This is a genomic window from Nocardioides sp. J9, assembly GCF_007829375.1.
In the GTDB taxonomy this organism is placed as follows: Bacteria; Actinomycetota; Actinomycetes; order Propionibacteriales; family Nocardioidaceae; genus Nocardioides.
In genome coordinates this window covers 41,425-61,921 of sequence record NZ_VLJQ01000052.1, presented here as the reverse complement: position 1 = coordinate 61,921, position 20,497 = coordinate 41,425, and the positions used below count along the sequence as shown (strand labels likewise).

Here is a 20,497-nt window from a genome sequence, read left to right as displayed (position 1 = left end):
TCAGTCCTCGAACAGGCCCCGGATGTCCTCGGCGCCGATCGAGGTGCTCATCGCGCCGTCGCCGTCGATCACCTGGCTGAACAGCTCGGCCTTGCGCGCCTTGAGCTCCATCACCTTCTCCTCGATGGTGTCGCTCGCGACGAGGCGGTAGACGTGGACGTGCTGCGTCTGGCCGATCCGGTGCGCCCGGTCGACGGCCTGCGCCTCGGCGGCGGGGTTCCACCACGGGTCGAGGACGAACACGTAGTCGGCCTCGGTGAGGGTGAGCCCGGTGCCGCCGGCCTTGAGGGAGATCAGGAACACCGGCACCTCGCCCGAGCGGAACTCGTCGATCACACCGGCCCGGTCGCGGGTGGAGCCGTCGAGGTAGGTCGTGGCGATGCCGGCCTCGCCGAGGCGGGAGCGCACCCGGGCGAGGAACGAGGTGAACTGGCTGAACACCAGGGCCCGGTGGCCCTCGGCGGTGATCTCCAGCAGGTGGTCGACCAGGACGTCGAGCTTCGCCGAACCGACCCGGTCGTGGTCGGGGTCGACCAGTGCGGGGTCGAGGGCGAGCTGGCGCAGCGTGGTCAGCGCACTGAAGATGGCGACCCGGTTGCGGTCGAAGTCCTCGACGAGGCCGAGGATCCGCTGCCGCTCCCGGGCCAGGTGGGTGTCGTAGATCTTGCGGTGCTTCGGTGACAGGTCGACGGCGAGGACCTGCTCCTGCTTCGGCGGGAGGTCGTCGGCGACGAGCTCCTTGGTGCGGCGCAGCAGGAAGGGACGCACCCGGGCGCGGAACCGCTCCAGCGCCACCTGGTCGCCGTCGCGCTCGATCGGGCGCACGACGCGCTCGTTGAACCGGCGCGGCCACGGGTAGAGGCCGGGCACGGTCACCGACAGCAACGACCACAGCTCCATCAGCCGGTTCTCGAACGGCGTGCCGGTCACCGCGAGGCGGAAGGGCGCGTCGAGGGTACGCACGGCGGTGTAGGTCTTGCTCTGGTGGTTCTTCACCTGCTGCGCCTCGTCCAGCACGACGCCGGCCCAGCCGACCGCGGCGTACTCCGCCTGGGCCAGCCGCAGCAGGGTGTAGGTCGTCACCACGACGTCGTTGTCGGCGGCGAGGGCGGCCACGTCGTCGTCGCGGCGCCCCGCGACCCCGACCCGCAGGTCGGGCGCGTGGCGCGCGGCCTCGTCGGCCCAGGCGGTGACGACGCTGGTCGGCGCGACGACGAGGAAGGGGCCCTCGTCCGGCCGCTCGGCGCGCGCGTGCGCCACCAGCGCCAGCACCTGCAGGGTCTTGCCGAGGCCCATGTCGTCGGCGAGGATCCCGCCGAGCCCGTGCTGCCACAGGAAGGCCAGCCACCAGAAGCCCTCGCGCTGGTAGCTGCGCAGCGCGGTGACCAGGCCCCGCGGCTCCGGCCGCGGGATCTCGGTCAGGTCGCGCAGGGCCTCGGCGCGCTGCACCCAGGCCGCGACCTGGCTGTCGACGACGCCGGTCTCGGCGAGCTGGGCCCACAGGCCGAGGTCCTGCCGGCCGACGGTGATCCGCTCGCCCTCGCGCTCGTGCAGCTCGGCCGCCGCGGCGACGACCTCGCGCAACCGGTCGAACTCCGGGCGGTCGGTGGTGACGTAGGTGCCGCTGGGCAGGACGAGGTAGTCCAGGCCGACGGTGAGTGCGGCCAGCACGTCGGGCAGCGGGATCGCCTCCCCGTCGACGCGGACGCTGACGGCGAGGTCGAACCAGTCGGTGCTGGGGGAGTCGGGGTCGGGCTCCACCACGTCGAAGCTGATCTCCGGCGCGACGTCGACCTCGCGGAAGTCCGGGCGCTCCTGCTCGACCACGCGGACCCCGTCGAGGGTGCGCAGGTGCGGCAGCTCGTGGATGGCGAGCAGCAGCGCCTCACCGTCGGTGGCCGTCGTCGTGCCCAGCAGCTCGGGCGGCACCTGCGCGACGATCGCGCGCTCGGCGTCGTGGTCGCGCACCCCGCCGAGGGGGTTGCGGCTGCCGACCGCGCAGCTGCCGTCCTCGCCGTACTCCCAGGTCCAGTCCAGGGACGCCTTCGTCGCGCTGTGCCACGTGACGGTCAGCACCAGCGTCGGTGTGAGCGGCTCGGGCAGCTCGATCGCCGGGGTCTCGCTGACCACGCTCAGGTGGCGCATCAGCACCGGCAGCTCCGCGCGCAGCTCCTCTGCCTCGGCCGGGGGCACGGTGAGGCCCGGACCGTCCACGAGGTGACGCACCGAGAGCGGCATGGGGGAGGCGAGGGTCGCCAGCACCAGGCGGCCGGCGTCGTCGACCAGGCCGACGGTGGTGGCCGGGTTGCCGATGGGGACGACGGCGTCGCCACGCCAGGACTGCTCACCGAGCGCCACCACGGCCTGCACGTCGGTGCCGCCGCCGTTCGCCGCGTCGGTGAGCCGGACGACCACCTCGGCCGGGTCGTCCGCGACCTCGACGACGTGGATGCCGCCGGTGCCGAGCAGGGTGACCCCGGCGTCGCGGGCGGTGCGCAGCGCGTGCACCACCTGGTCGCCGAACTCCTCCAGCGACGGGGCCGCGCCGGCGTAGTAGTAGGGCCGGTGGGCCAGCCAGAGGTTGTGCAGGGCGGTGACCGCCTCGGCCTGCGCCCGGGGGAAGCCGCCGGTCAGCCCGGACGCCGCGACGTCGGCCCAGTCGGCGCCGGTCTTGACCCAGGGCTTGTTGCGGCCGCGGCGCAGCGGCCGCACGTGCAGCGTCGCCCCGACGCCGGTGTAGCCGCGCCGCGGCTCCTGCAGGCTGACCTCCAGCGCGAGGGGTAGCTCGTCGACCGGCTCGCGGCGCTGCCGGTCCAGCTCGGTGACGACCCGTTCGAGGGTGCGCCGCCACGTCGACGCCGCGGGGGAGGGCGCGGGGGTCGGGGTGAAGGACTGGCGCAGGGTCAGCGCGAGCGCGGCTCCGTGCTTGCACACCGAGCGCACGGGGCACGAGCAGACGGTGAACAGCCAGCCCTCGTAGTCGTCCTTCGGTGCCTCCGCGTGCAGCTGGACCTGGTAGGGCGCCTCGCGGGTGCCCTGCACCTCAGCGGTCGCGGTGACCGACGCCGCGGACAGCATCCCGATCTCCGGGCGGCGCACGGCTCCGCGCTCGACCACCTCGCGGGCGCGCTCGAGCGTCCCGGGGTCGAAGTGACGGGCCAGGAAGGCGTCGGTGAGCTCGGCGAGGACGTTCACGATCCCTCCATGCTGGCACGGAGGTCCGACGTCCCCCGCATCCATCCACACCCGGTCGGGTCAGCGGCGCCGCCGCCGCCCGGAGCCCTCGGGGAAGGGCCACGGGATGGTGACCGACCCACCGGCGGGCAGGGCCTCCCAGCGGGCCGCGAACTCGTCGTACCGCGCGAAGATGCGGTCCAGCAGGTCCCGGTCGACCCCGCTGTCCTCGATGCTGCCGGGCCACGCCGGGTCCGGCGTGCGCCGGCCACGGGCGACCTCCCAGAACGCGACGGTCAGCGACGCCAGCCGCTCGGAGAGCTCCATGTCCGCGGACTCCTCGGGGGTCGGCGCCCGCCGGTTCCGCAGCGACTTCCTCCGCGCGGCCGGGTCCGCCGGCCAGAACATCCCGTCGTCACCGTCCGCGGCGGCCAGCCGGCCGAACACCGCGCCGCGCAGCCCGGCCTCGGACTCGGAGATGAGATGGGCGACGTCGTGGGGCACCGCGTCGTGCCAGCCCGGCCCGTTGCGGGGCGCGAGGGCAGGCCCGACCGTCCGGTCGACCCGGACCTCGTAGCGACCGCGCAGCTTCGTGAAGGTGACGTCCATCGGTCCCAGCCTCACCTGCGGGCGGGAGGGCGGACAACCGGTTTACGGCGGGGCGACCGGCGGCGGCAGGGGGCGACAGGCTGGCAGCGGCTCAGCCCTTCGCGCGCTCGCCGCCCGGCACCCACAGCACGTCGCCGCGCTCGCGGTTCGCGTAGCGGGCGAGGATGAAGACCAGGTCGGAGAGCCGGTTGAGGTAGGTGATCGCGAGCTTGTTCATCGTCTCGCCGTGCACCTCGTACGCCGCCCAGGCGCCCCGCTCCGCGCGGCGGACCACGGTCCGGGCGACGTGCAGGTGCGCAGCGGCCGGGGTGCCGCCGTTGAGGATGAACGAGCGCAGCTTCTCGAGGTGGTCGTTGTAGTGGTCGCACCAGCCCTCGAGGCGGTCGACGTAGTCCTTCTCGATGCGCAGCGGCGGGTACTCCGGGTCGGGCACGACCGGGGTGCACAGGTCGGCGCCGACGTCGAACAGGTCGTTCTGGACGTGGGTGAGCACGGCGACCACGTCGTCCTCGAGCTCCCCGGTCGCGATCGCGACGCCGAGGTGGGCGTTCGCCTCGTCCACGTCGGCGTAGGCGAGGAGCCGGAGGTCGGTCTTCGTGGTCACGCTCATGTCGCCCAGGCGGGTCTCGCCCGCGTCGCCGGTCCGGGTGTAGATGCGGGTGAGGTTGACCATGGGCGCGAGCCTACTGGCGACACGCGCGAAAAATTTCCGGGGCTCGGTGCAACCGAATGGGGTACCCGAGCGTCAAGGTGGGTAAGAGGGCACGGACGGATGGCCCGCAACGACTCGGGAGGCACGGATGGGCGCGACGATCAGGACCGACCTGGGCACCACGTCTGCCGTCCTCGTGCTGGGCGGCGAGCTCGACGTCCGCAGCACGGCGGAGCTCCGCTCGGCGCTCTACCGGCACCTCGACGAGCACGGCTCCGCCGGCGACGGCCGCGTGCTGGTCGACCTCGACGACGTCACCAGCATCGACGAGACCGCGCTCAAGGTCCTGGCAGCGGCCAGCCGCCGGGTGCGCCTGCGCGGTGGCGTGATCGTGCTCCGCGGCGGCGGTCCGGCCGTGCGGCGGATGCTGCACCTCACCCACCTGGCCCGGCTCTTCGAGCTCGAGCGCCTGCCGATCCCCGCCTGAGCGGGATCCATACCTGCCGGTTCCGGACCGGATGCTGTGCAGAACCACACAGCGAACGGGCGTTACCAACTGGTAGCAATCGGCCTAGTCTTCGCTCTATGAGCACCACGCCTGACGCCGACGCCACGCCCGAGAAGGCCTCGCGCCCCAAGGACCGCCCCTGGGTGATGCGCACCTACGCCGGGCACTCCACCGCCGAGGCGTCCAACGCGCTCTACCGCACCAACCTGGCCAAGGGCCAGACCGGCCTGTCGGTGGCCTTCGACCTGCCGACGCAGACGGGCTACGACCCGGACAGCCCGCTCTCGCGCGGCGAGGTCGGCAAGGTCGGCGTACCGGTGCCGCACCTGGGCGAGATGCGGAAGCTCTTCGACCAGATCCCGCTCACCGAGATGAACACCTCGATGACGATCAACGCGACGGCCATGTGGCTGCTCGCGCTCTACCAGGTCGTGGCGGAGGAGCAGAACCCCGACCTGTCGCCGTCGGAGGTCGCCCACCAGCTGGCCGGCACGACGCAGAACGACATCATCAAGGAGTACCTCTCGCGCGGGACCTACGTGTTCCCGCCGGAGCACTCCCTGCGGCTGATCGCCGACATGATCGCCTACACGGTCCACGAGATCCCGAAGTGGAACCCGATCAACATCTGCAGCTACCACCTGCAGGAGGCCGGCGCGACGCCGGTGCAGGAGATCGCCTACGCGATGTGCACGGCGATCGCGGTCCTCGACCAGGTCAAGGACTCCGGCCAGGTCTCGGAGGAGGACTTCGAGAAGGTCGTCGGCCGGATCTCCTTCTTCGTCAACGCGGGCGTCCGCTTCGTCGAGGAGATGTGCAAGATGCGCGCCTTCGTCGAGCTGTGGGACGAGATCACCCGTGAGCGCTACGGCGTCAAGGACCCGAAGATGCGCCGCTTCCGCTACGGCGTGCAGGTCAACAGCCTCGGCCTGACCGAGGCCCAGCCGGAGAACAACGTCCAGCGCATCGTGCTGGAGATGCTCGCGGTCACGCTGTCGAAGAACGCCCGGGCCCGCGCGGTGCAGCTGCCGGCGTGGAACGAGGCACTCGGCCTGCCGCGGCCGTGGGACCAGCAGTGGTCGCTGCGCCTGCAGCAGGTGCTGGCCTTCGAGTCCGACCTGCTCGAGTACGACGACATCTTCGACGGCTCGCCGGTCATCCAGGCGAAGGTCGACGAGCTGGTCGCCGGCGCGAAGGCGGAGATCGACCGGGTCCAGGCCATGGGTGGGGCCATCGCCGCCGTCGACTCCGGCTACATGAAGCAGGAGCTGGTCTCCTCGCACGCCCGCCGCCGCGCAGCGATCGAGGCCGGCGACGAGGTCATCGTCGGCGTCAACAAGTTCGACACCACCGAGCCCAGCCCGCTCACCGCCGACCTCGACGGCGCGATCATGGTCGCGGACCCGGAGGCCGAGAAGGCGGCCCTCGCCTCGGTCGAGGCGTGGAAGGCGCAGCGCGACCAGGCCGAGGTGGACGCAGCGCTGGCCAGGCTGGCCGAGGACGCCAAGAGCGGCACCAACCTCGTGGCCGCGACCCTCGCGGCCGCCCGTGCGGGCGCAACCACGGGGGAGTGGGCCGGCACCCTGCGCGAGGTCTTCGGCGAGTTCCGCGCCCCGACCGGCGTCTCCGGCGCCGTCGGTGTCGCGGAGGCCGGCGCCGAGCTGACCGCGGTGCGCGAGGCGGTGCAGAAGACCGGGGACGAGCTCGGCGGCCGCCTGCGCCTTCTCGTCGGCAAGCCCGGCCTCGACGGCCACTCCAACGGTGCCGAGCAGGTCGCCGTGCGGGCCCGCGACGCCGGCTTCGAGGTGATCTACCAGGGCATCCGGCTCACCCCGGAGCAGATCGTCGCGGCCGCGGTGGCCGAGGACGTGCACTGCGTCGGCCTGTCGATCCTCTCCGGCTCGCACATGGAGCTGGTGCCCGCCGTCCTCGACGGCCTCAAGGCGGCCGGCATGGACGACGTCCCGGTGATCGTCGGCGGGATCATCCCGGAGTCCGACGGCCGCGCGCTGGTGGACCTCGGCGTCGCCGCGGTCTACACCCCGAAGGACTTCGGCCTCACCGAGATCATGGGCGGCATCGTCCAGGTGATCCGCAAGGCCAACGGCCTGGCCTGAGGGCCTGGACCGACGGACTGGACCGACGGACTGGACCGACGGACTGGACCGACCGCCTGACCGCGACGTACGACGGCCGCCCCGGGACCTCCCGCGGCGGCCGTCGGCGTCTCAGCCCGCCTCGATGACCCGGGCCACCGACTCCGGGTCGCGGCCGACCACCGTGGTGCCGTCCGAGGCGGTGATGATCGGGCGCTGGACCAGGCGCGGGTGGTCGGCGAGCACCTGCAGCCAGGCCGCTCGCTGGGCGGGGTCCTTCGCCGGCAGCGTCACCTCGAGCTTGCGCGCGTCGGCGGTCCGGGTGATGTCCCACGGCTCCAGGCCGAGCCGGCCGAGCACGTCCTCGAGCTCGGCCACCGTCGGCGGCTCCTCGAGGTAGCGGCGCACCGTGTACTCGACGCCGGCCGCGTCGAGCTCGGTCTGCGCGGTGCGGCACTTGGAGCAGGCGGGGTTCAGCCAGATCTCGATCACGCACCGCACCCTAGCGACCGCACCGGCGGCAGCCTTCCCGTGGTGGGCGTCACATTGGTTAGGCGCGCCTTGCCTGATCGCCTACCCTCGTACCCGTGGGCAAGAAGTCCGCCGCGAAGGCCGGGAAGAAGTCGAAGAAGAAGCTCGCCGGGGCGAGTCTCTCCGAGACTGACCTGCGCGGGGCCACGCCGGCGAAGGTCAAGCCCGCGAAGGTCAAGCCCGCCAAGGACAAGCCCGGCAAGGTCAAGCCCGCCAAGGACAAGCCCGGCAAGGTCAAGCCCGCCAAGGACAAGCCCGCCAGGGACAAGTACGCCAAGGGCACGTCGGCGAAGGCCGCGTCGAAGGCCAGGCTGCCCAAGATCGAGTGCTGCGTCTCGAAGGAGAGGTGCAAGCGCTGCCCGCTGCGGATGCTCAAGGAGGGCACGCTGCCGGAGGGCTTCACCGTCAAGCGCCGGGTCCTGGTCACGACCAGCGGCAAGAAGGTGACCAAGAAGCAGCTGCAGAAGGCTGCCTGACCGCGTGCGGTCCCACTGCGGGCCGCCGCACCCGCCTCGATAGGGTGACGGCCATGGCCGCCACCCGCTTCGCCGACCAGCTCAACGTCCAGATCGGCAACGAGTTCGCCGCGCACAACCAGTACCTCGCGTGCGCCGTCTACTACGACTCCCTGACCATGCCGCAGATGGCGGGCTTCTTCTACGCGCAGGCGCTCGAGGAGCGCGAGCACGCGATGATGATGGTCAAGTACCTGCTCGACACCGACGCCGAGGTCGCCATCCCCGGTGTGGAGGCGCCGGTCTCGTCGTTCGAGGACGTCGTCGCACCGATCGCCCTGGCGCTGGAGCAGGAGAAGCGGGTCACCGAGCAGATCTACGGCCTGCTGCGCATCGCGCGCGAGGAGTGCGACTTCGCCTCCGAGCAGTTCATGCAGTGGTTCATCAAGGAGCAGGTCGAGGAGGTCGCGACGATGAACGACCTGCTCGCCGTGGTGACGCGCAGCAAGGACGACATCAACGCGATCGAGGAGTGGGTCGCGCGCGAGCAGGGCGGCGAGGGCGAGGACCCGACCGCCCCGCCGGTCGCCGGCGCCTGAGTCAGGCCACCCGCGGGTGGCGGCGCCGGTAGACCCGGACCGCCACCAGCACGCCGACCGCGAGGCCGACCAGCCCGCCGATGCCCGGCGCCCGGTCGCCGCCGATCGCCACGCCGATCGCAATCCCCAGCGCGCTGAGCAGGATCGCCACGCTCGCCACGGCAGCGTTGAAGTACATCTCGAGCAGGAACACCTTCGAGAAGCTGTCGCCGCCGGCAGCCGGGCCCGACTGGGCGGCAGGACGCGCGGGCGCAGCCGGTTCCGGCGCAGCCGCGGGCGCGCCCGGGGAGAGCGGGATCGCCCGGACCACCGCCGTGACGGGCAACCGGCCGTAGATGTGCGGGAAGGTCTCCTCGACGCCGGGGGCCGGCGGCTCGTCGACGACGGGTACGTCGAGCAGGTCGGTGTCGACCTGCAGCAGCACCAGCGGCTCGGACACGTCGGCGTAGAACCGGTCGCGCACCCCCGTCCACTGGTCCGCGCGGCTGGCGTGGATGAATCCCTCCTCGGCCAGCGACCGCCCGAGCGTCGACGTCGTGTAGACGCCGGCCTCCCGGGCTGCGGCCCACTCCGAGGCGAGCGCGATGTGGAAGATCGTGGCCATGACGGCGATCTTGCCAGCAGCCCCTTGCCATGTTCCCTACGGTGGTGGGCATGAGCTCCGGTGCGGCAGGCGCGGGCCGCGGCAGGCGCAAGGCCGCCCAGCCCGGTCGCACGGTCGCGCGGGTGATCGTGGCGACGCTGGCCGCGCTCGGGCTGCTCACCGGCGTGGGGGTGGTGTGGGTCTACGCGAACTGGAACGGCAACCTCGATGTCCGCGACCTCGACGCGCTGCTCTCCGACCGGCCCGACGACGCCGTCGAGGGGCAGGTCAACATCCTGGTGATGGGTGACGACACCCGCGACGGCAAGGGCAACCGGATCGACGGCGAGGGTGGCGGCGGGTCGGACACGACCGTGCTGTTCCACCTCTCGGCGGATCGCAGCTTCGCCTACGGCATCTCCATCCCGCGCGACACGCTCGTCGACCGGCCCGAGTGCACGCTCGACGACGGCACCGTGCTGTCGGCGAAGCCGGGCGCGATGTGGAACGAGGCCTACGCGGTCGGCGGACCGGCGTGCACCATCCAGCAGTTCGAGCAGGTGACCGGCATCCGCACGCACAAGTACGTCGTGGTCGACTTCGCCGGCTTCAAGGGGATGGTGGACGCGCTCGACGGCGTGGAGGTCTGCATCCCCGAGGACATCGTGGACGAGGAGGCCGGCATCACCCTGCGTGCCGGGACCCGGGAGATCCGCGGCAACGAGGCGCTCAGCTACGTCCGGGTCCGCAAGGGCGTCGTCGGCGGCGACGGCACCGACCCGCAGCGGATCAAGCGCCAGCAGGCGTTCATGGCCTCGATGGTCGAGGAGGCCATGCGAGCGCAGATGCTGGCCCGCCCGGACCGGCTGGTCGGCTTCGTCAACGCGACCACCGACTCGCTGACGACCAACTTCGAGAACGTCGCCCAGATCGCCGACCTGGCCCGCTCCTTCCAGGGCATCGGGCTGGGCAACATCTCCTTCGTCACCACGCCCTGGGAGTACTCCACGACCCAGGAGGGTCGCGTGGAGTGGACCGACGCCGTCGACCGGCTGTGGGAGCTGGTGCGCAACGACCAGCGGCTGACGCCGGAGTTCCTCGACGAGGCGATCAGTGCGGCCGGTGGCCGCGCAGCCGGCACTCCCGGGTCGGGTGCGGACGCCTCCGGGGGCGCGAGCCGGACCCCGGACGCCTCAGGGCCAGCAGGCGCCGACGGCGGGGACAGCCGGACGCCAGACGAGCCGCCCGCCTCGCCCGGCCTCTGTTGATCCTGCAGGTGTTCAGAACAGCCGGTCCTCGACGTTGTCGATGCCGCGCAGCGCGTCGTAGTCCACGACGGCGCAGGTGATGCCACGGTCCTCGGCGAGGACGCGGGCCTGCGGCTTGATCTCCTGGGCGGCGAAGATCCCGCGAACCTGTCCCTTGCTGGTGAGCAGCGGGTCGCGGTTGAGCAGCTCGAGGTAGCGGGTGAGCTGCTCGACGCCGTCGATCTCGCCGCGCCGCTTGATCTCGACCGCCACGCTGAGCCCGTCGCCGTCGCGGCACATCAGGTCGACCGGCCCGATCGCGGTCGGGAACTCGCGGCGGACGAGGGTCAGGCCGGCGGCGAGGGTCGCGGGGTGCTCGGCCAGAAGCTCCTGCAGGTGCTTCTCGACGCCGTCCTTCTGCAGGCCCGGGTCGATGCCGAGGTCGTGCTCGCTGTCGTGGAGGATCTCGTCGACGAGGATCCGCAGGGTGTCGGGGGTCTGTCCCTTCGGCGCCCGCGCGGTGACCGTCCACTCGACCTTGCCGTCCTCGGTGGTGCCCTCGCGCACCGTGCACGGCGGCGACATCCAGTTCAGCGGCTTGTAGGAGCCGCCGTCGGAGTGCACCAGCACCGAGCCGTCGGCCTTGAGCATCAGGACCCGCGTCGCCATCGGCAGGTGGGCGGTCAACCGCCCTGCGTAGTCCACCTGGCAGCGCGCCACGACGAGTCTCACGGGGCAGCAACATACCCTCAGCCCCGTGGAGATCGAGCCCCAGCAGCCGTGGTGGCGTCCTGACGGTGCCGAACCCGGTGCCGACCCCGGTGCCCACCCCGGTGCCGACCCCGCCGGTACGACGACCTGGCTGCTCTCGGTGCGGGTGCAGCCCGGCGCCTCGCGCACCGGCGCGGCAGGTCCGACCGGGCCCGACGGTGCCGAGCTGAAGGTCCGCCTGGCCTCGCCGCCCGTGGACGGTCGCGCCAACGACGAGCTGGTGCGCTGGCTGGCGAAGGAGCTGGGCGTGCCCCGCTCGGCCGTCGAGCTGGTCCGGGGCCAGGCCTCGCGGTCCAAGCTGCTCCGGGTCGACACCTCGCAGCGCCGGCGCTGAGCCGGGCGGCGGGCAGGCGCGCGCCGGCGGTGTGACCTCTGTCTCGATGTGTCCACATTGTTACCGACGGGTAGAACTGGACCCCGGTGACTGCCAGAATCCGGCGCATGACCTCGAACGAGCAGATCTTCAACACGCTGGTGCTGCCGTACCTCAACCATGCGGTGCGCACCTACGAGTCGGGCTACGCCTCGGTGGCCGACATCGACGCCGCCATGCGCTTCGGCTGCGGCTACCCCAAGGGCCCGCTGACCGTCGTGGACGAGATCGGCGCCGCGGAGGTCCGGGACCGCCTCGCCGCCCGCTACGCGGAGACCGGTGACCACCTGCACCAGCCCGCGGACCTGCTCGAGAAGCTGGCGGCCGACGGCCGCACCTTCGCCGACGAGGCCGCGGCCGCCGGCGCCGGCGCCGCGCCCGAGCTCAAGCACGACATCACCCGGGTCGGCGTGGTCGGCACCGGCACGATGGCCTCGGGCATCGTCCAGGTCTTCGCGCAGGCCGGCTACGACGTGGTCTTCGTCGGCCGCAGCCAGGACAAGCTCGACGGGGTCGTCGGCTACATCACCAAGAACCTCGACCGCGCGATCGCCAAGGGCAAGGGCACCGAGGCCGACAAGGAGGCCCTGCTCGGCCGCCTGACCGGCGCCCTCGAGCGCGACGCGCTCGCCGACGTCGACATCGTCGTCGAGGCGATCGCCGAGGACCTCGAGGTCAAGCTCGAGCTCTTCCGGGACCTGGACAAGATCGTCAAGCCGGGCGCCATCCTGGCCACGACGACCTCGTCGCTGCCGATCACGAAGCTGGGCGAGGCCACCGGCCGCCCGCAGGACGTCATCGGCATGCACTTCTTCAACCCGGCCCCGGTCATGAAGCTGGTCGAGGTGATCACCACGTCCGCGACGTCCGCCGAGGTCGACGAGACCGTCCGCGCGCTGACCGCCAAGGTCGGCAAGGTCGGCGTCTCCGCCGGCGACCGCGCGGGCTTCATCGTGAACCTGCTGCTCTTCCCCTACCTCAACGACGCCGTGAAGCTGGCGGAGTCCGGCGAGGAGCTGGCGACCATCGACGCCGCCATCAAGGAGACCGCCGGCTTCCCGATGGGTCCCTTCGAGCTGCTCGACGTGGTCGGCAACGACGTGTCGCTGGCGATCCAGAAGGAGCTGCACGGCGAGTTCGGCGAGCCCGGCTTCGCCCCCGCGAAGACCCTCGAGGACAAGGTCACCGCCGGCGAGCTCGGCCGCAAGACCGGCAAGGGCTTCCACACCTACTGAGGCCCGCCGTGGTGCCCGATAGGGTGCCCGCGTGACTCTTCACCACACGGCTCTCGGCTCTGCCGGGAGCCGTGTGGTGTTCCTGCACGGCCTCTTCGGCCAGGGGAAGAACTGGACCCAGGTCGCCAAGCAGCTCGCCGGGCAGCACCGGGTGCAGCTCGTCGACCTGCCCCACCACGGCCGGTCGCCGTGGTCGGAGCGCTTCGACTTCCTCGAGGCGGCCGACCAGGTCGCCGAGGTCCTCGCGGACGGCGGCGACCCCGTCACCCTCGTCGGGCACTCGCTGGGCGGCAAGGTCGCCATGGTCCTCGCGCTGCGCCGGCCCGACCTGGTCGAGCGGCTGTGCGTCGCCGACATCTCGCCGGTGACCTACCCCGAGGGCCGGGAGTTCCCCGGCTACTTCGACGCGATGCGCGGCATGGACCTGGGCCGGGTCCAGCGCCGCTCCGACGCCGACCGGCTGCTCGAACCGGCCGTCCCGGACGCGACCGTGCGCTCCTTCCTGCTGCAGAACCTCCGCCGCGACCCCGAGGCACCCCAGGGCTGGAGCTGGCAGGTCAACCTCGAGGTGCTGCAGCGCGACCTCGACGTCATCAGCACGTGGCCCGAGGAGCAGCTGGCCGACCTGCCGCCGTACGACGGCCCGGTGCTGTGGCTGGCCGGCGCCCGGTCCGGCTACGTCCGGCCGGAGTACGACGAGGCGATGGACCGCTGGTTCCCGCGGAACCGGAAGGTCACCCTCAAGGACACCGGCCACTGGCTGCACTCCGAGCGCCCCGAGCTCTTCCTCGAGGTGCTGCGCCGCTTCCTCGGCGACTGAGCGCCGCGCCCGGCGGCCTACCAGATCGCCTCGGCGTACTCTGGGTGGTCGACGAACGGGTTGCGGTTGCCCTGGTAGTCGGCGTGGATGCGGTCGTTGCGGGCGCGCTCGGCCGCCGACACGGGGTCGGCTGCGTGCCAGGCCAACAGCACCGAGATCTTGCCGAGGTAGGGCGTGGAGCCGTTGGTGCTGTTGTTGAGCTCGAGGTCGGCGAAGCCGTCGCCGCCCTCGTAGCGCACCGCCATGTACATCAGGCCGCGTGCCACGTCGCCCTTGACGGCGTCGCGCGGCTCGAAGGAGTCGGCGTCGGTGAAGCACCCCGGGCACTGCGCGACCGCGGACCCGCCGTTGTCGAAGTCCTTGTTGCCGCGGGTGGAGTTGACCGTCACGTCCTCGGGGCGCAGGTGGTGCAGGTCGGTGCCGGGGCCGGCGCTGGTCCCGAAGCCGCCGTGGCTCTGCGGCCAGGTGTGCTCGCGGTTCCAGTCGTCGGGGTCGCCGCCGTTCGAGCTCTTCGGCACCGAGCGCCCCGAGTAGAACTCGATGACGTTCGCGGAGCTCGCCGGGTCGGCGTCGGTCACCTCGAGCGCCTCCCAGACCTGGCTGTAGCTGAGCGTGGTGTGGCCGTCGATGATGTCGTGCAGCGCGGCGGCCAGGGCGCTGCCGGTCTTGCCGGCGGCGGCGTCGTAGTAGCCCGCGGGGACGCCCGGGTCGGTGGTGCCGCCCCCGGGTCCGCCGACCACGCTGAACGCGGTGCCGTCCTTGAGGCCGGCGTGGGAGAAGTACGCCGTGAGCCGGCCGGTCACGTCGACCTGCTTGCCGAGCAGCGACGGGTTCGACCGCAGGCCGAAGCCGGAGCGGAAGGCCGAGGGGACCTGCACGTAGACCATCTGGCTGGTCGCGGTGGTGCCGGGGGAGTCGGCCAGCGCGATCGCGTAGTCGCTGGGGAAGCCGCTGGTGACGACGGTCGTGGTCGCGGTCGGCTGCCCGACGACGTACCCGCGCACGGTGGCGACCGAGCCGTCCTGCCGGGCGACGGCCTGGCTGACGCTGATCGGTGCCGCCGCGGTCGACACCGCTGGTCGGGGCGCGACGAGCAGCGCGAGGGCGAGCGGGAGGGCGACGAGGGTGAGGGCGAGCGCGCCGGTGCGGCGACGTCGCATCCCGAGCATGCGAGTCATGACAGGGATCCTCCACCCGCCGCGGCCCGCACCGCCAGAGGTCAGCCCTCGGCAGCCTCCTCGGCCTGGCGGGCCCGGTAGGCCGCGACGGCGTTGCGGTTGCCGCAGGTCGTGGAGCAGAACCGGCGGGAACGGTTGCGCGACAGGTCGAGGACGATGCCCTCGCAGGTCGCGTCGGCGCAGGTCGACAGCCGGGACATCTCGTCGGCGCGGACCACGTCGATCATCGCCATCGCGGTCTCCACCACGATCCGCTCCGCCAGCGGCCGGTCGGCGTCGATCGCGTGCAGGTGCCAGTCGAGGCCGTCGTGCCGCCGGAGCTGGGGGAGGGCGCGGGCCTCGCGGAGCATCTCGTTGAGGAGCCGCACCGCCTCGTCGCGGTCGGCGGTGAGCAGCGCGCGCAGCCGGGGGATCACGGCGCGGACCTGGTCGACCTCGGCCTGGTCGCCGTCGTGGCGGCCGGTGTAGCCGAAGTCGGCGTAGAAGTCGCCGAGCTCGGCGGGCGTGGTCAGGCCGACCGGCTCGAGGTCGGAGTTGACCAGCGTGACGGCTGCCTGGAGGGACACGGCGGTGTCATGGGTGAAGACCACTTTGACAGGTTACTGCACCGCCGCCTATCGTCATGAGTCATGGCGACGTTGACTCGTGACACCTCGGGGCTGGGCCGCCGGGGCGCCGGAGCCGGACTGGCCCTGGCGCTCGTCTCCGCCGCCACCTTTGGGCTCTCCGGCGCCTTCGCCCGGCCGCTCCTCGACAGCGGCTGGAGCGCGGGTGGCATCGTCCTGCTGCGCATCGCCGTCGGTGCCCTCGCCGTGCTGCCGCTCGGACTGCGCGCGATGCGCGGGCGGTGGGGCCTGCTCCGGCCGGCGCTGCCGACCGTCGTCCTCTACGGCGTCCTGGCCGTCGCCGGCGCCCAGTTCTGCTACTTCTCCGCGGTGCGGACCATGGAGGTCGGGCCGGCGCTGCTCATCGAGTACACCGCCCCAGCGGCCGTCGTGCTGTGGATGTGGCTGGCCCACGGCGAGCGCCCCGGCGCGCTGACGATCGGCGGTGCGGTCGTCGCGGCCATCGGCCTGCTGCTGGTCCTCGACCTGTTCTCGGGCGCCGACTTCGACCTGGTCGGTGCGGCGTGGGCGCTGGGCGCGATGGTCGGGGCGGCGGCGTACTTCATCATCTCCGCCGACGACCGCAGCGGGCTGCCGCCGATGGCGCTGGCCACGGGCGGCCTCGTCGTGGGCGGCCTCTTCCTGGGCCTGCTGGGACTGGTGGGCCTGATGCCGGTCGCGTCGGCCTCCACCCACGTGGAGTACGCCGGCGTCGAGGTCGCGCCGTGGGTGGCCGTCCTCGCCCTCGGCCTGGTCACCGCCGCGCTGGCCTACGGCACCGGCATCGCCGCGATCCGGCGCCTCGGCTCGCGCCTGGCGTCGTTCGTCGCGCTGAGCGAGGTCGTGCTGGCCGTGCTGTGGGCGTGGGTGCTGCTCGGCCAGCTCCCCGGCGTCGTGCAGCTGCTGGGCGGCGTGCTCATCCTCGCCGGTGTCGTCGGCGTGAAGCTGGGCGAGCGCACGGTCGAGCACGAGGAGCCGGTGCTCACCTGACCGGCCGCCTGACCGGCTAGCGCAGGTCCTGCCGCTTCACCACGACCTCGCGCACGACCAGCAGCACCGCCGCCGCAGCGGGGATCGCGAGCAGGGCGCCGACCACCCCGAGCAGGGCGGTGCCGACCAGGGCGGCGATCACGATGACCGCGCCCGGCAGGTCGACCGACTTGCTCATCACCCGCGGGTAGATCACGTAGTTCTCGAACTGCTGGTAGACCACGTAGAAGATGACGCAGGCGATGCCGGTCTTGAAGTCGGTGGCGAACGCGATCGCGCTCACCACGACGGCGCCCAGGGTGGCACCGATCATCGGGATCACGTCGAGCACCGCGACGACGAAGGCCAGGGCGACGGCGTACTCCCCGATCGGGGTGAACCACAAGAACACCAGCGACGTCAGGCCGGCGCAGAGGGCCACGATGAACGCCCCGGAGACGTAGCCGCCGATGTTGCTGATCACCTTGTCGCCGAGCCGGGTGACCCGGTCGCGGCGCGAGGCCGGCGCGAGGCGGTAGATCGCGTGAGTGGTGGTCTTCAGCGACGCGAGGAAGTAGAGCGTCAGGACGACGATCACGAAGAGGTTGAAGAGCGCCGAGACGATCTTCAGCCCGAAGCCGAGGGCGCCACCGAAGAGCGCGGTGACGAAGTTCTCGTCGGTGATCTTCTCCTTGAGCTTGTCGATGATGTCGTACTCGCGGTTCAGCTCCTGGATCCGCTTGTTCTCCTGGAGCTGGTCCAGCCAGCCGGGCGCGTTGCTGGTGATCGACTGCACCTGGTCGGTGATCACCGGCACGATCGCGACCACGAACAGCGCGACCGTGCCCAGCGCCATCACGATCACCGTGGTGACCGCGATCGAGCGGCGCAGGCCGCGGCGCTGGAGGAACTCCACCGCGGGGTTGAGGCCCGCAGCGAGGAAGAACGAGACGACGACGAGCATCAGCACCGAGCCGATGCCTGCGACGGCCTGGAAGAGCCACCACGCGCTCAGCGCGCCGAGCGCCCCGACGAAGCCGTAGTAGAAGGGCGAGCGCCGGTCGAAGGGCTCGCCGATCTGGCCGTACGTCGCCTCCTCGCCGTCGCCGGCGGTCGGCGCGGCGGGATCGACCCCACCGTGCTCGGCCACCCCGTCGACCTCGGTGTCGAGGTCGTCGGGGTGGCCGGTCGCAGTGTCGTCGGGGTGGCTCAACTCTCGTCCTCGCCGAAGCCGGCGACCAGGTCGGCGAGCGAGGAGAGCTGGGCGGTGATGGAGGCCCGGCGCTTGGTGAGCCGGTCGAGCTCGGCGCGGCGGGCGGCGATCTCACGCTCGACCTCGGAGTTGCTCGACGCGGTGATCGCCTCGGCCTGGGCCTTGGCCGACGCGACGATCTGCTCGGCCTCGCGGCGGGCCCGCGCGAGCACGCCCTCGGACTCCGACTGCGCGGCCGCACGCGTCTCGGCGGCCTGCTTGCTGGCCTCGGTGCGGCGGGCCTCGGCGGCCGCGGCGCGCTGCTCGGCCTCCTCGACGAGGCGGCGGGTCTCGGCGACGGCGCTGTTGTGGTGGTCGGTGGCCTCGCGGGCGAGGCGCTCCTTCTCCACGGCCAGGGCCCGGCGGGCCTCCTGGACCTCGCGGTCGACGGCCGCGCGGGCCTGCTCGATCTCGCGCTGGGCCTGGCTGCGCAGCTCCGAGGCCTCCTGCTGGGCGGCGAGGCGGACCTGGTCGGCCTCGCGCTTCGCCGCGGCGAGGGTGTCCTCGGACTCGGCGCGGGCCAGGGTGCGCTCCTGCTCGGCGTCGGCGAGCAGGCGGGTGCGGTTCTCCTCCAGCTCGCGCAGCTGGACGGCACGCATGTCGTCGGCCTCGCGGGTCGCCTCGGCGCGGATCGCCTTGGCGTCGCGGGTCGCCTGCTCGCGGATCTCGGTGGCGTCGGCCTCCGCGGTGGCGCGGATCTCCGCGGCCTCCTCCTCGGCGAGGCGCAGCATCGCGCTGGCGCGGCCGCCGAGCCCGGCGTACGACGGGTTGTCCATCTCGGCGAGCTCGGCCTTGACCTTGGCCAGCTCCTGCTCGAGCTCGATCACGCGCTGCTCGGACTCGGCGAGGCTGGCGCCCAGGGTCGCCTTCTCCGAGGAGAGCTGGCGGATCTGGGCGTCGACGGCGTCGCGGTCGTAACCGCCCTTGCGCACGATCGGCAGGCCGCCGGCCGGCGCGGTGAAGCCGACCGGGCGCGGGGACGCTGCGTGCGCGCTGCGCGAGCTCGCCGGCCGGGGCGAGGTCGCGGCGGCGCGGTCGGGCTGGCTGGGGGTCGGTCGGTCGGAGGCGGCGGCCGGGGGGCGGGCTGCCGGCGTCTCACGGGTCGCCGGGATGACCTGGGTCGGCTCCTCGTCGGCGGACTTGGTCGTCACAGGCGTGGACTCCTCGGGGGTGCTGGGCTCGTCGTCGAAGATGGACAGACCCTGGTCGCTCATGGGGACGGAGCCTCCTGGCTCGTGGTGCGTGGTGGTGGGGGGATGCTCGGCCCCCATGATCCCCGATGGACCTGAGGTTTCCCAGCCCGGCCCGCCCGGGGGAGCGGCAAAAATCGCGGGAGGCCGGCGCGTGCTGCGCCGGCCTCCCGGGTCGTCCTGCGGCGGTGGACTCAGATGCCGCGGAACAGGTTGATCTTGTCGATGTGCTGCTCGCGGAGCTCGGTGTCCTTCACGCCGAGGCCCTCCTGCGGGGCCAGGCACAGGACGCCGACCTTGCCCTGGTGCTTGTTGTGGTGCACGTCGAGGGCGGCCTGGCCGGTCTCCTCGAGGGTGTAGGTCTTCGACAGGGTCGGGTGGATCTTGCCCTGCGCGATGAGGCGGTTGGCCTCCCACGACTCGCGGTAGTTGGCGAAGTGGCTGGAGATGATCTTCTTGAGGTTCATCCACAGGTAGCGGTTGTCGTACTCGTGCATGTAGCCCGAGGTCGACGCACAGGTGGTGATCGTGCCGCCCTTGCGGGTGACGTAGACCGAGGCGCCGAAGGTCTCACGGCCCGGGTGCTCGAAGACGATGTCGATGTCCTCGCCGCCGGTGAGCTCGCGGATCGCCTTGCCCAGGCGCTGCCACTCCTTGGGGTTCTGCTTGGTGCCGTCCTCGTTCCAGAACTTGAAGTCCATCTCGGAGCGGTTGATCACCTTGTCGGCGCCCATGTTGCGCACGATCTGGGCCTTCTCCTCGTTGGAGACCACGCAGATCGGGTTCGCGCCGCCGTTGAGGGCGTACTGGGTGGCGAAGCCGCCGAGGCCGCCGGAGGCGCCCCAGATCAGGACGTTGTCGCCCTGCTTCATGTTGCCGCCGTTGGCCGAGACGAGCTGGCGGTAGGCGGTGCAGTTCACCAGGCCGGGGGAGGCGGCCTCCTCCCAGGTGAGGTGCTCGGGCTTGGGCATGAGCTGGTTGGCCTTGACCATCGCGACGTCGGCGAGGCCGCCGAAGTTGGTCTCGAAGCCCCAGATGCGCTGCGAGGGGTCGAGCATCGTGTCGTTGTGGCCGTCGGGGGCCTCGAGCTCGACGGAGAGGCAGTGGGCGACGACGCGGTCGCCCGGCTTCCACTTGGTCACGCCGGGGCCGACCTTGAGCACGACGCCGGACAGGTCGGAGCCGACGACGTGGTAGGGCAGGTTGTGCCGGGCGCCGAGCTCGGACTCGCGGCCGTAGCGCTCGAGGAAGCCGAAGGTGGAGACGGGCTCGAAGATCGAGGTCCACACGGTGTTGTAGTTGATCGCGGAGGCCATGACGGCCACGAACGCCTCGCCCGGGCCGAGCTCGGGCAGCGCTACCTCGTCGACGTGCAGGGACTTGCGCGGGTCCTTCTCCTTCGAGGGAACGCCCTCGAACATGTCGACCTCGTCCTTGTGCACCGTCACGGCGCGGTAGGACTCGGGAAGCTCGAGGTTGGCGAAGTCCTCCGACGAGGTGTCTTCGGCCTGGATCGCATCGAGGATGTGCTGCACGGTCGTCGTCTCCCTGGGATCTGGTGGCGGCCCCGGAACGGGGCGGCTCAGGTGGCAATACGGCCGCCGCGAACATTACCCATCGGTAACCACATCATGGCGGTTCCGTGACGGG

General features: G+C 72.0%; 20 protein-coding genes. 9 read left to right on the top strand and 11 right to left on the bottom strand.

Annotated elements, in window-relative coordinates; translation table 11 throughout:
• The 3 genes from L615_RS04840 to L615_RS04830 all read right to left on the bottom strand — a co-directional run bounded on the left by L615_RS04840 (nucleotide 1) and on the right by L615_RS04830 (nucleotide 4,456).
• Nucleotides 1-3,195, bottom strand: a complete 3,195-nt coding sequence (locus L615_RS04840) for a DEAD/DEAH box helicase (protein ID WP_145724306.1) — start codon at nucleotides 3,193-3,195, stop codon at nucleotides 1-3.
• 60 nt (nucleotides 3,196-3,255) lie between these two features.
• Nucleotides 3,256-3,783 carry a hypothetical protein gene (locus tag L615_RS04835; protein ID WP_222430444.1) on the bottom strand — a complete coding sequence of 176 codons (528 nt, stop codon included), beginning with the start codon at nucleotides 3,781-3,783 and terminating at the stop codon, nucleotides 3,256-3,258.
• Between the two features lie 91 nt (nucleotides 3,784-3,874).
• Nucleotides 3,875-4,456 (bottom strand): cob(I)yrinic acid a,c-diamide adenosyltransferase, encoded by a 582-nt coding sequence (locus tag L615_RS04830; protein ID WP_145724305.1) that lies wholly within the window; start codon nucleotides 4,454-4,456, stop codon nucleotides 3,875-3,877.
• 127 nt (nucleotides 4,457-4,583) lie between these two features.
• Here L615_RS04830 and L615_RS04825 point away from each other — a divergent pair, with 127 nt between their 5' ends.
• Complete coding sequence (locus L615_RS04825; RefSeq protein ID WP_051485623.1) at nucleotides 4,584-4,922, top strand: STAS domain-containing protein; 339 nt, start codon at nucleotides 4,584-4,586, stop codon at nucleotides 4,920-4,922.
• Nucleotides 4,923-5,020: 98 nt separating this feature from the next.
• Entirely contained in the window at nucleotides 5,021-7,060 is a 2,040-nt protein-coding gene (locus L615_RS04820; protein WP_084254990.1) for a protein meaA, read from the top strand.
• 111 nt (nucleotides 7,061-7,171) lie between these two features.
• Here the strand turns inward: L615_RS04820 and L615_RS04815 are convergent, their stop codons facing one another.
• On the bottom strand, nucleotides 7,172-7,531 hold the full coding sequence (locus L615_RS04815; protein ID WP_261376558.1) for an ArsC/Spx/MgsR family protein: 360 nt from the start codon (nucleotides 7,529-7,531) through the stop codon (nucleotides 7,172-7,174).
• A 95-nt stretch (nucleotides 7,532-7,626) separates the two neighbouring features.
• Between L615_RS04815 and L615_RS04810 the strand changes: the two genes are divergently transcribed.
• Both L615_RS04810 and L615_RS04805 read left to right on the top strand, forming a co-directional pair.
• The gene (locus L615_RS04810) at nucleotides 7,627-8,046 is read left to right on the top strand and encodes a hypothetical protein (RefSeq protein ID WP_145724304.1); all 420 of its coding nucleotides are present in this window, start codon (nucleotides 7,627-7,629) and stop codon (nucleotides 8,044-8,046) included.
• A gap of 53 nt (nucleotides 8,047-8,099) precedes the next feature.
• Nucleotides 8,100-8,624 carry a ferritin gene (locus tag L615_RS04805; RefSeq protein ID WP_028655152.1) on the top strand — a complete coding sequence of 175 codons (525 nt, stop codon included), beginning with the start codon at nucleotides 8,100-8,102 and terminating at the stop codon, nucleotides 8,622-8,624.
• 1 nt (nucleotide 8,625) lies between these two features.
• Here L615_RS04805 and L615_RS04800 read toward each other — a convergent pair whose 3' ends face one another.
• Nucleotides 8,626-9,228, bottom strand: a complete 603-nt coding sequence (locus L615_RS04800) for a DUF952 domain-containing protein (protein WP_145724303.1) — start codon at nucleotides 9,226-9,228, stop codon at nucleotides 8,626-8,628.
• A gap of 50 nt (nucleotides 9,229-9,278) precedes the next feature.
• On the opposite strand from L615_RS04800, the gene L615_RS04795 reads away from it, so the two are divergent.
• Entirely contained in the window at nucleotides 9,279-10,475 is a 1,197-nt protein-coding gene (locus L615_RS04795; protein WP_051485624.1) for an LCP family protein, read from the top strand.
• A gap of 12 nt (nucleotides 10,476-10,487) precedes the next feature.
• Here L615_RS04795 and nucS read toward each other — a convergent pair whose 3' ends face one another.
• Entirely contained in the window at nucleotides 10,488-11,186 is a 699-nt protein-coding gene (nucS, locus tag L615_RS04790; protein ID WP_028655153.1) for an endonuclease NucS, read from the bottom strand.
• Nucleotides 11,187-11,211: 25 nt separating this feature from the next.
• Between nucS and L615_RS04785 the strand changes: the two genes are divergently transcribed.
• From L615_RS04785 to L615_RS04775, 3 genes are all read left to right on the top strand, one after another.
• The gene (locus L615_RS04785) at nucleotides 11,212-11,559 is read left to right on the top strand and encodes a DUF167 domain-containing protein (protein WP_198020158.1); all 348 of its coding nucleotides are present in this window, start codon (nucleotides 11,212-11,214) and stop codon (nucleotides 11,557-11,559) included.
• A gap of 107 nt (nucleotides 11,560-11,666) precedes the next feature.
• Nucleotides 11,667-12,833, top strand: coding sequence for a 3-hydroxyacyl-CoA dehydrogenase NAD-binding domain-containing protein (locus L615_RS04780; protein WP_028655154.1), 1,167 nt, complete (start codon nucleotides 11,667-11,669; stop codon nucleotides 12,831-12,833).
• Nucleotides 12,834-12,864: 31 nt separating this feature from the next.
• Nucleotides 12,865-13,653 (top strand): alpha/beta fold hydrolase, encoded by a 789-nt coding sequence (locus L615_RS04775; RefSeq protein WP_028655155.1) that lies wholly within the window; start codon nucleotides 12,865-12,867, stop codon nucleotides 13,651-13,653.
• Nucleotides 13,654-13,670: 17 nt separating this feature from the next.
• Here the strand turns inward: L615_RS04775 and L615_RS04770 are convergent, their stop codons facing one another.
• Nucleotides 13,671-14,831: an endonuclease gene (locus L615_RS04770; RefSeq protein WP_261376557.1), complete on the bottom strand. Its 1,161-nt coding sequence runs from the start codon at nucleotides 14,829-14,831 to the stop codon at nucleotides 13,671-13,673.
• Between the two features lie 41 nt (nucleotides 14,832-14,872).
• On the bottom strand, nucleotides 14,873-15,421 hold the full coding sequence (locus L615_RS04765) for a CGNR zinc finger domain-containing protein (protein WP_145724302.1): 549 nt from the start codon (nucleotides 15,419-15,421) through the stop codon (nucleotides 14,873-14,875).
• Nucleotides 15,422-15,460: 39 nt separating this feature from the next.
• Between L615_RS04765 and L615_RS04760 the strand changes: the two genes are divergently transcribed.
• Complete coding sequence (locus L615_RS04760) at nucleotides 15,461-16,426, top strand: DMT family transporter (protein ID WP_051485625.1); 966 nt, start codon at nucleotides 15,461-15,463, stop codon at nucleotides 16,424-16,426.
• Between the two features lie 16 nt (nucleotides 16,427-16,442).
• Here L615_RS04760 and L615_RS04755 read toward each other — a convergent pair whose 3' ends face one another.
• The 3 genes from L615_RS04755 to ccrA all read right to left on the bottom strand — a co-directional run bounded on the left by L615_RS04755 (nucleotide 16,443) and on the right by ccrA (nucleotide 20,382).
• Nucleotides 16,443-17,618, bottom strand: a complete 1,176-nt coding sequence (locus tag L615_RS04755) for an AI-2E family transporter (protein ID WP_232221721.1) — start codon at nucleotides 17,616-17,618, stop codon at nucleotides 16,443-16,445.
• Nucleotides 17,615-18,871, bottom strand: coding sequence for a hypothetical protein (locus tag L615_RS04750; protein ID WP_145724301.1), 1,257 nt, complete (start codon nucleotides 18,869-18,871; stop codon nucleotides 17,615-17,617). The genes L615_RS04755 and L615_RS04750 overlap by 4 nt, the downstream gene beginning before the upstream one ends.
• 170 nt (nucleotides 18,872-19,041) lie before the next feature.
• A complete protein-coding gene (gene ccrA / locus L615_RS04745) occupies nucleotides 19,042-20,382 on the bottom strand; it encodes a crotonyl-CoA carboxylase/reductase (protein ID WP_028655158.1) in 1,341 nt (446 codons plus the stop codon).
• Nucleotides 20,383-20,497 lie beyond the last annotated feature (115 nt).

What these genes read in the sequence shown, in the direction of transcription:
- L615_RS04825 (WP_051485623.1), top strand. Translation starts at nt 4,584, where the DNA reads ATGGGCGCGACGATCAGGACCGACCTGGGCACCACGTCTGCCGTCCTC.
- L615_RS04835 (WP_222430444.1), bottom strand. Translation starts at nt 3,783, where the DNA reads ATGGACGTCACCTTCACGAAGCTGCGCGGTCGCTACGAGGTCCGGGTC.
- L615_RS04820 (WP_084254990.1), top strand. Translation starts at nt 5,021, where the DNA reads ATGAGCACCACGCCTGACGCCGACGCCACGCCCGAGAAGGCCTCGCGC.
- L615_RS04780 (WP_028655154.1), top strand. Translation starts at nt 11,667, where the DNA reads ATGACCTCGAACGAGCAGATCTTCAACACGCTGGTGCTGCCGTACCTC.
- L615_RS04805 (WP_028655152.1), top strand. Translation starts at nt 8,100, where the DNA reads ATGGCCGCCACCCGCTTCGCCGACCAGCTCAACGTCCAGATCGGCAAC.
- L615_RS04795 (WP_051485624.1), top strand. Translation starts at nt 9,279, where the DNA reads ATGAGCTCCGGTGCGGCAGGCGCGGGCCGCGGCAGGCGCAAGGCCGCC.
- L615_RS04760 (WP_051485625.1), top strand. Translation starts at nt 15,461, where the DNA reads ATGGCGACGTTGACTCGTGACACCTCGGGGCTGGGCCGCCGGGGCGCC.
- L615_RS04830 (WP_145724305.1), bottom strand. Translation starts at nt 4,456, where the DNA reads ATGGTCAACCTCACCCGCATCTACACCCGGACCGGCGACGCGGGCGAG.
- L615_RS04800 (WP_145724303.1), bottom strand. Translation starts at nt 9,228, where the DNA reads ATGGCCACGATCTTCCACATCGCGCTCGCCTCGGAGTGGGCCGCAGCC.
- L615_RS04770 (WP_261376557.1), bottom strand. Translation starts at nt 14,831, where the DNA reads ATGACTCGCATGCTCGGGATGCGACGTCGCCGCACCGGCGCGCTCGCC.
- L615_RS04750 (WP_145724301.1), bottom strand. Translation starts at nt 18,871, where the DNA reads ATGAGCGACCAGGGTCTGTCCATCTTCGACGACGAGCCCAGCACCCCC.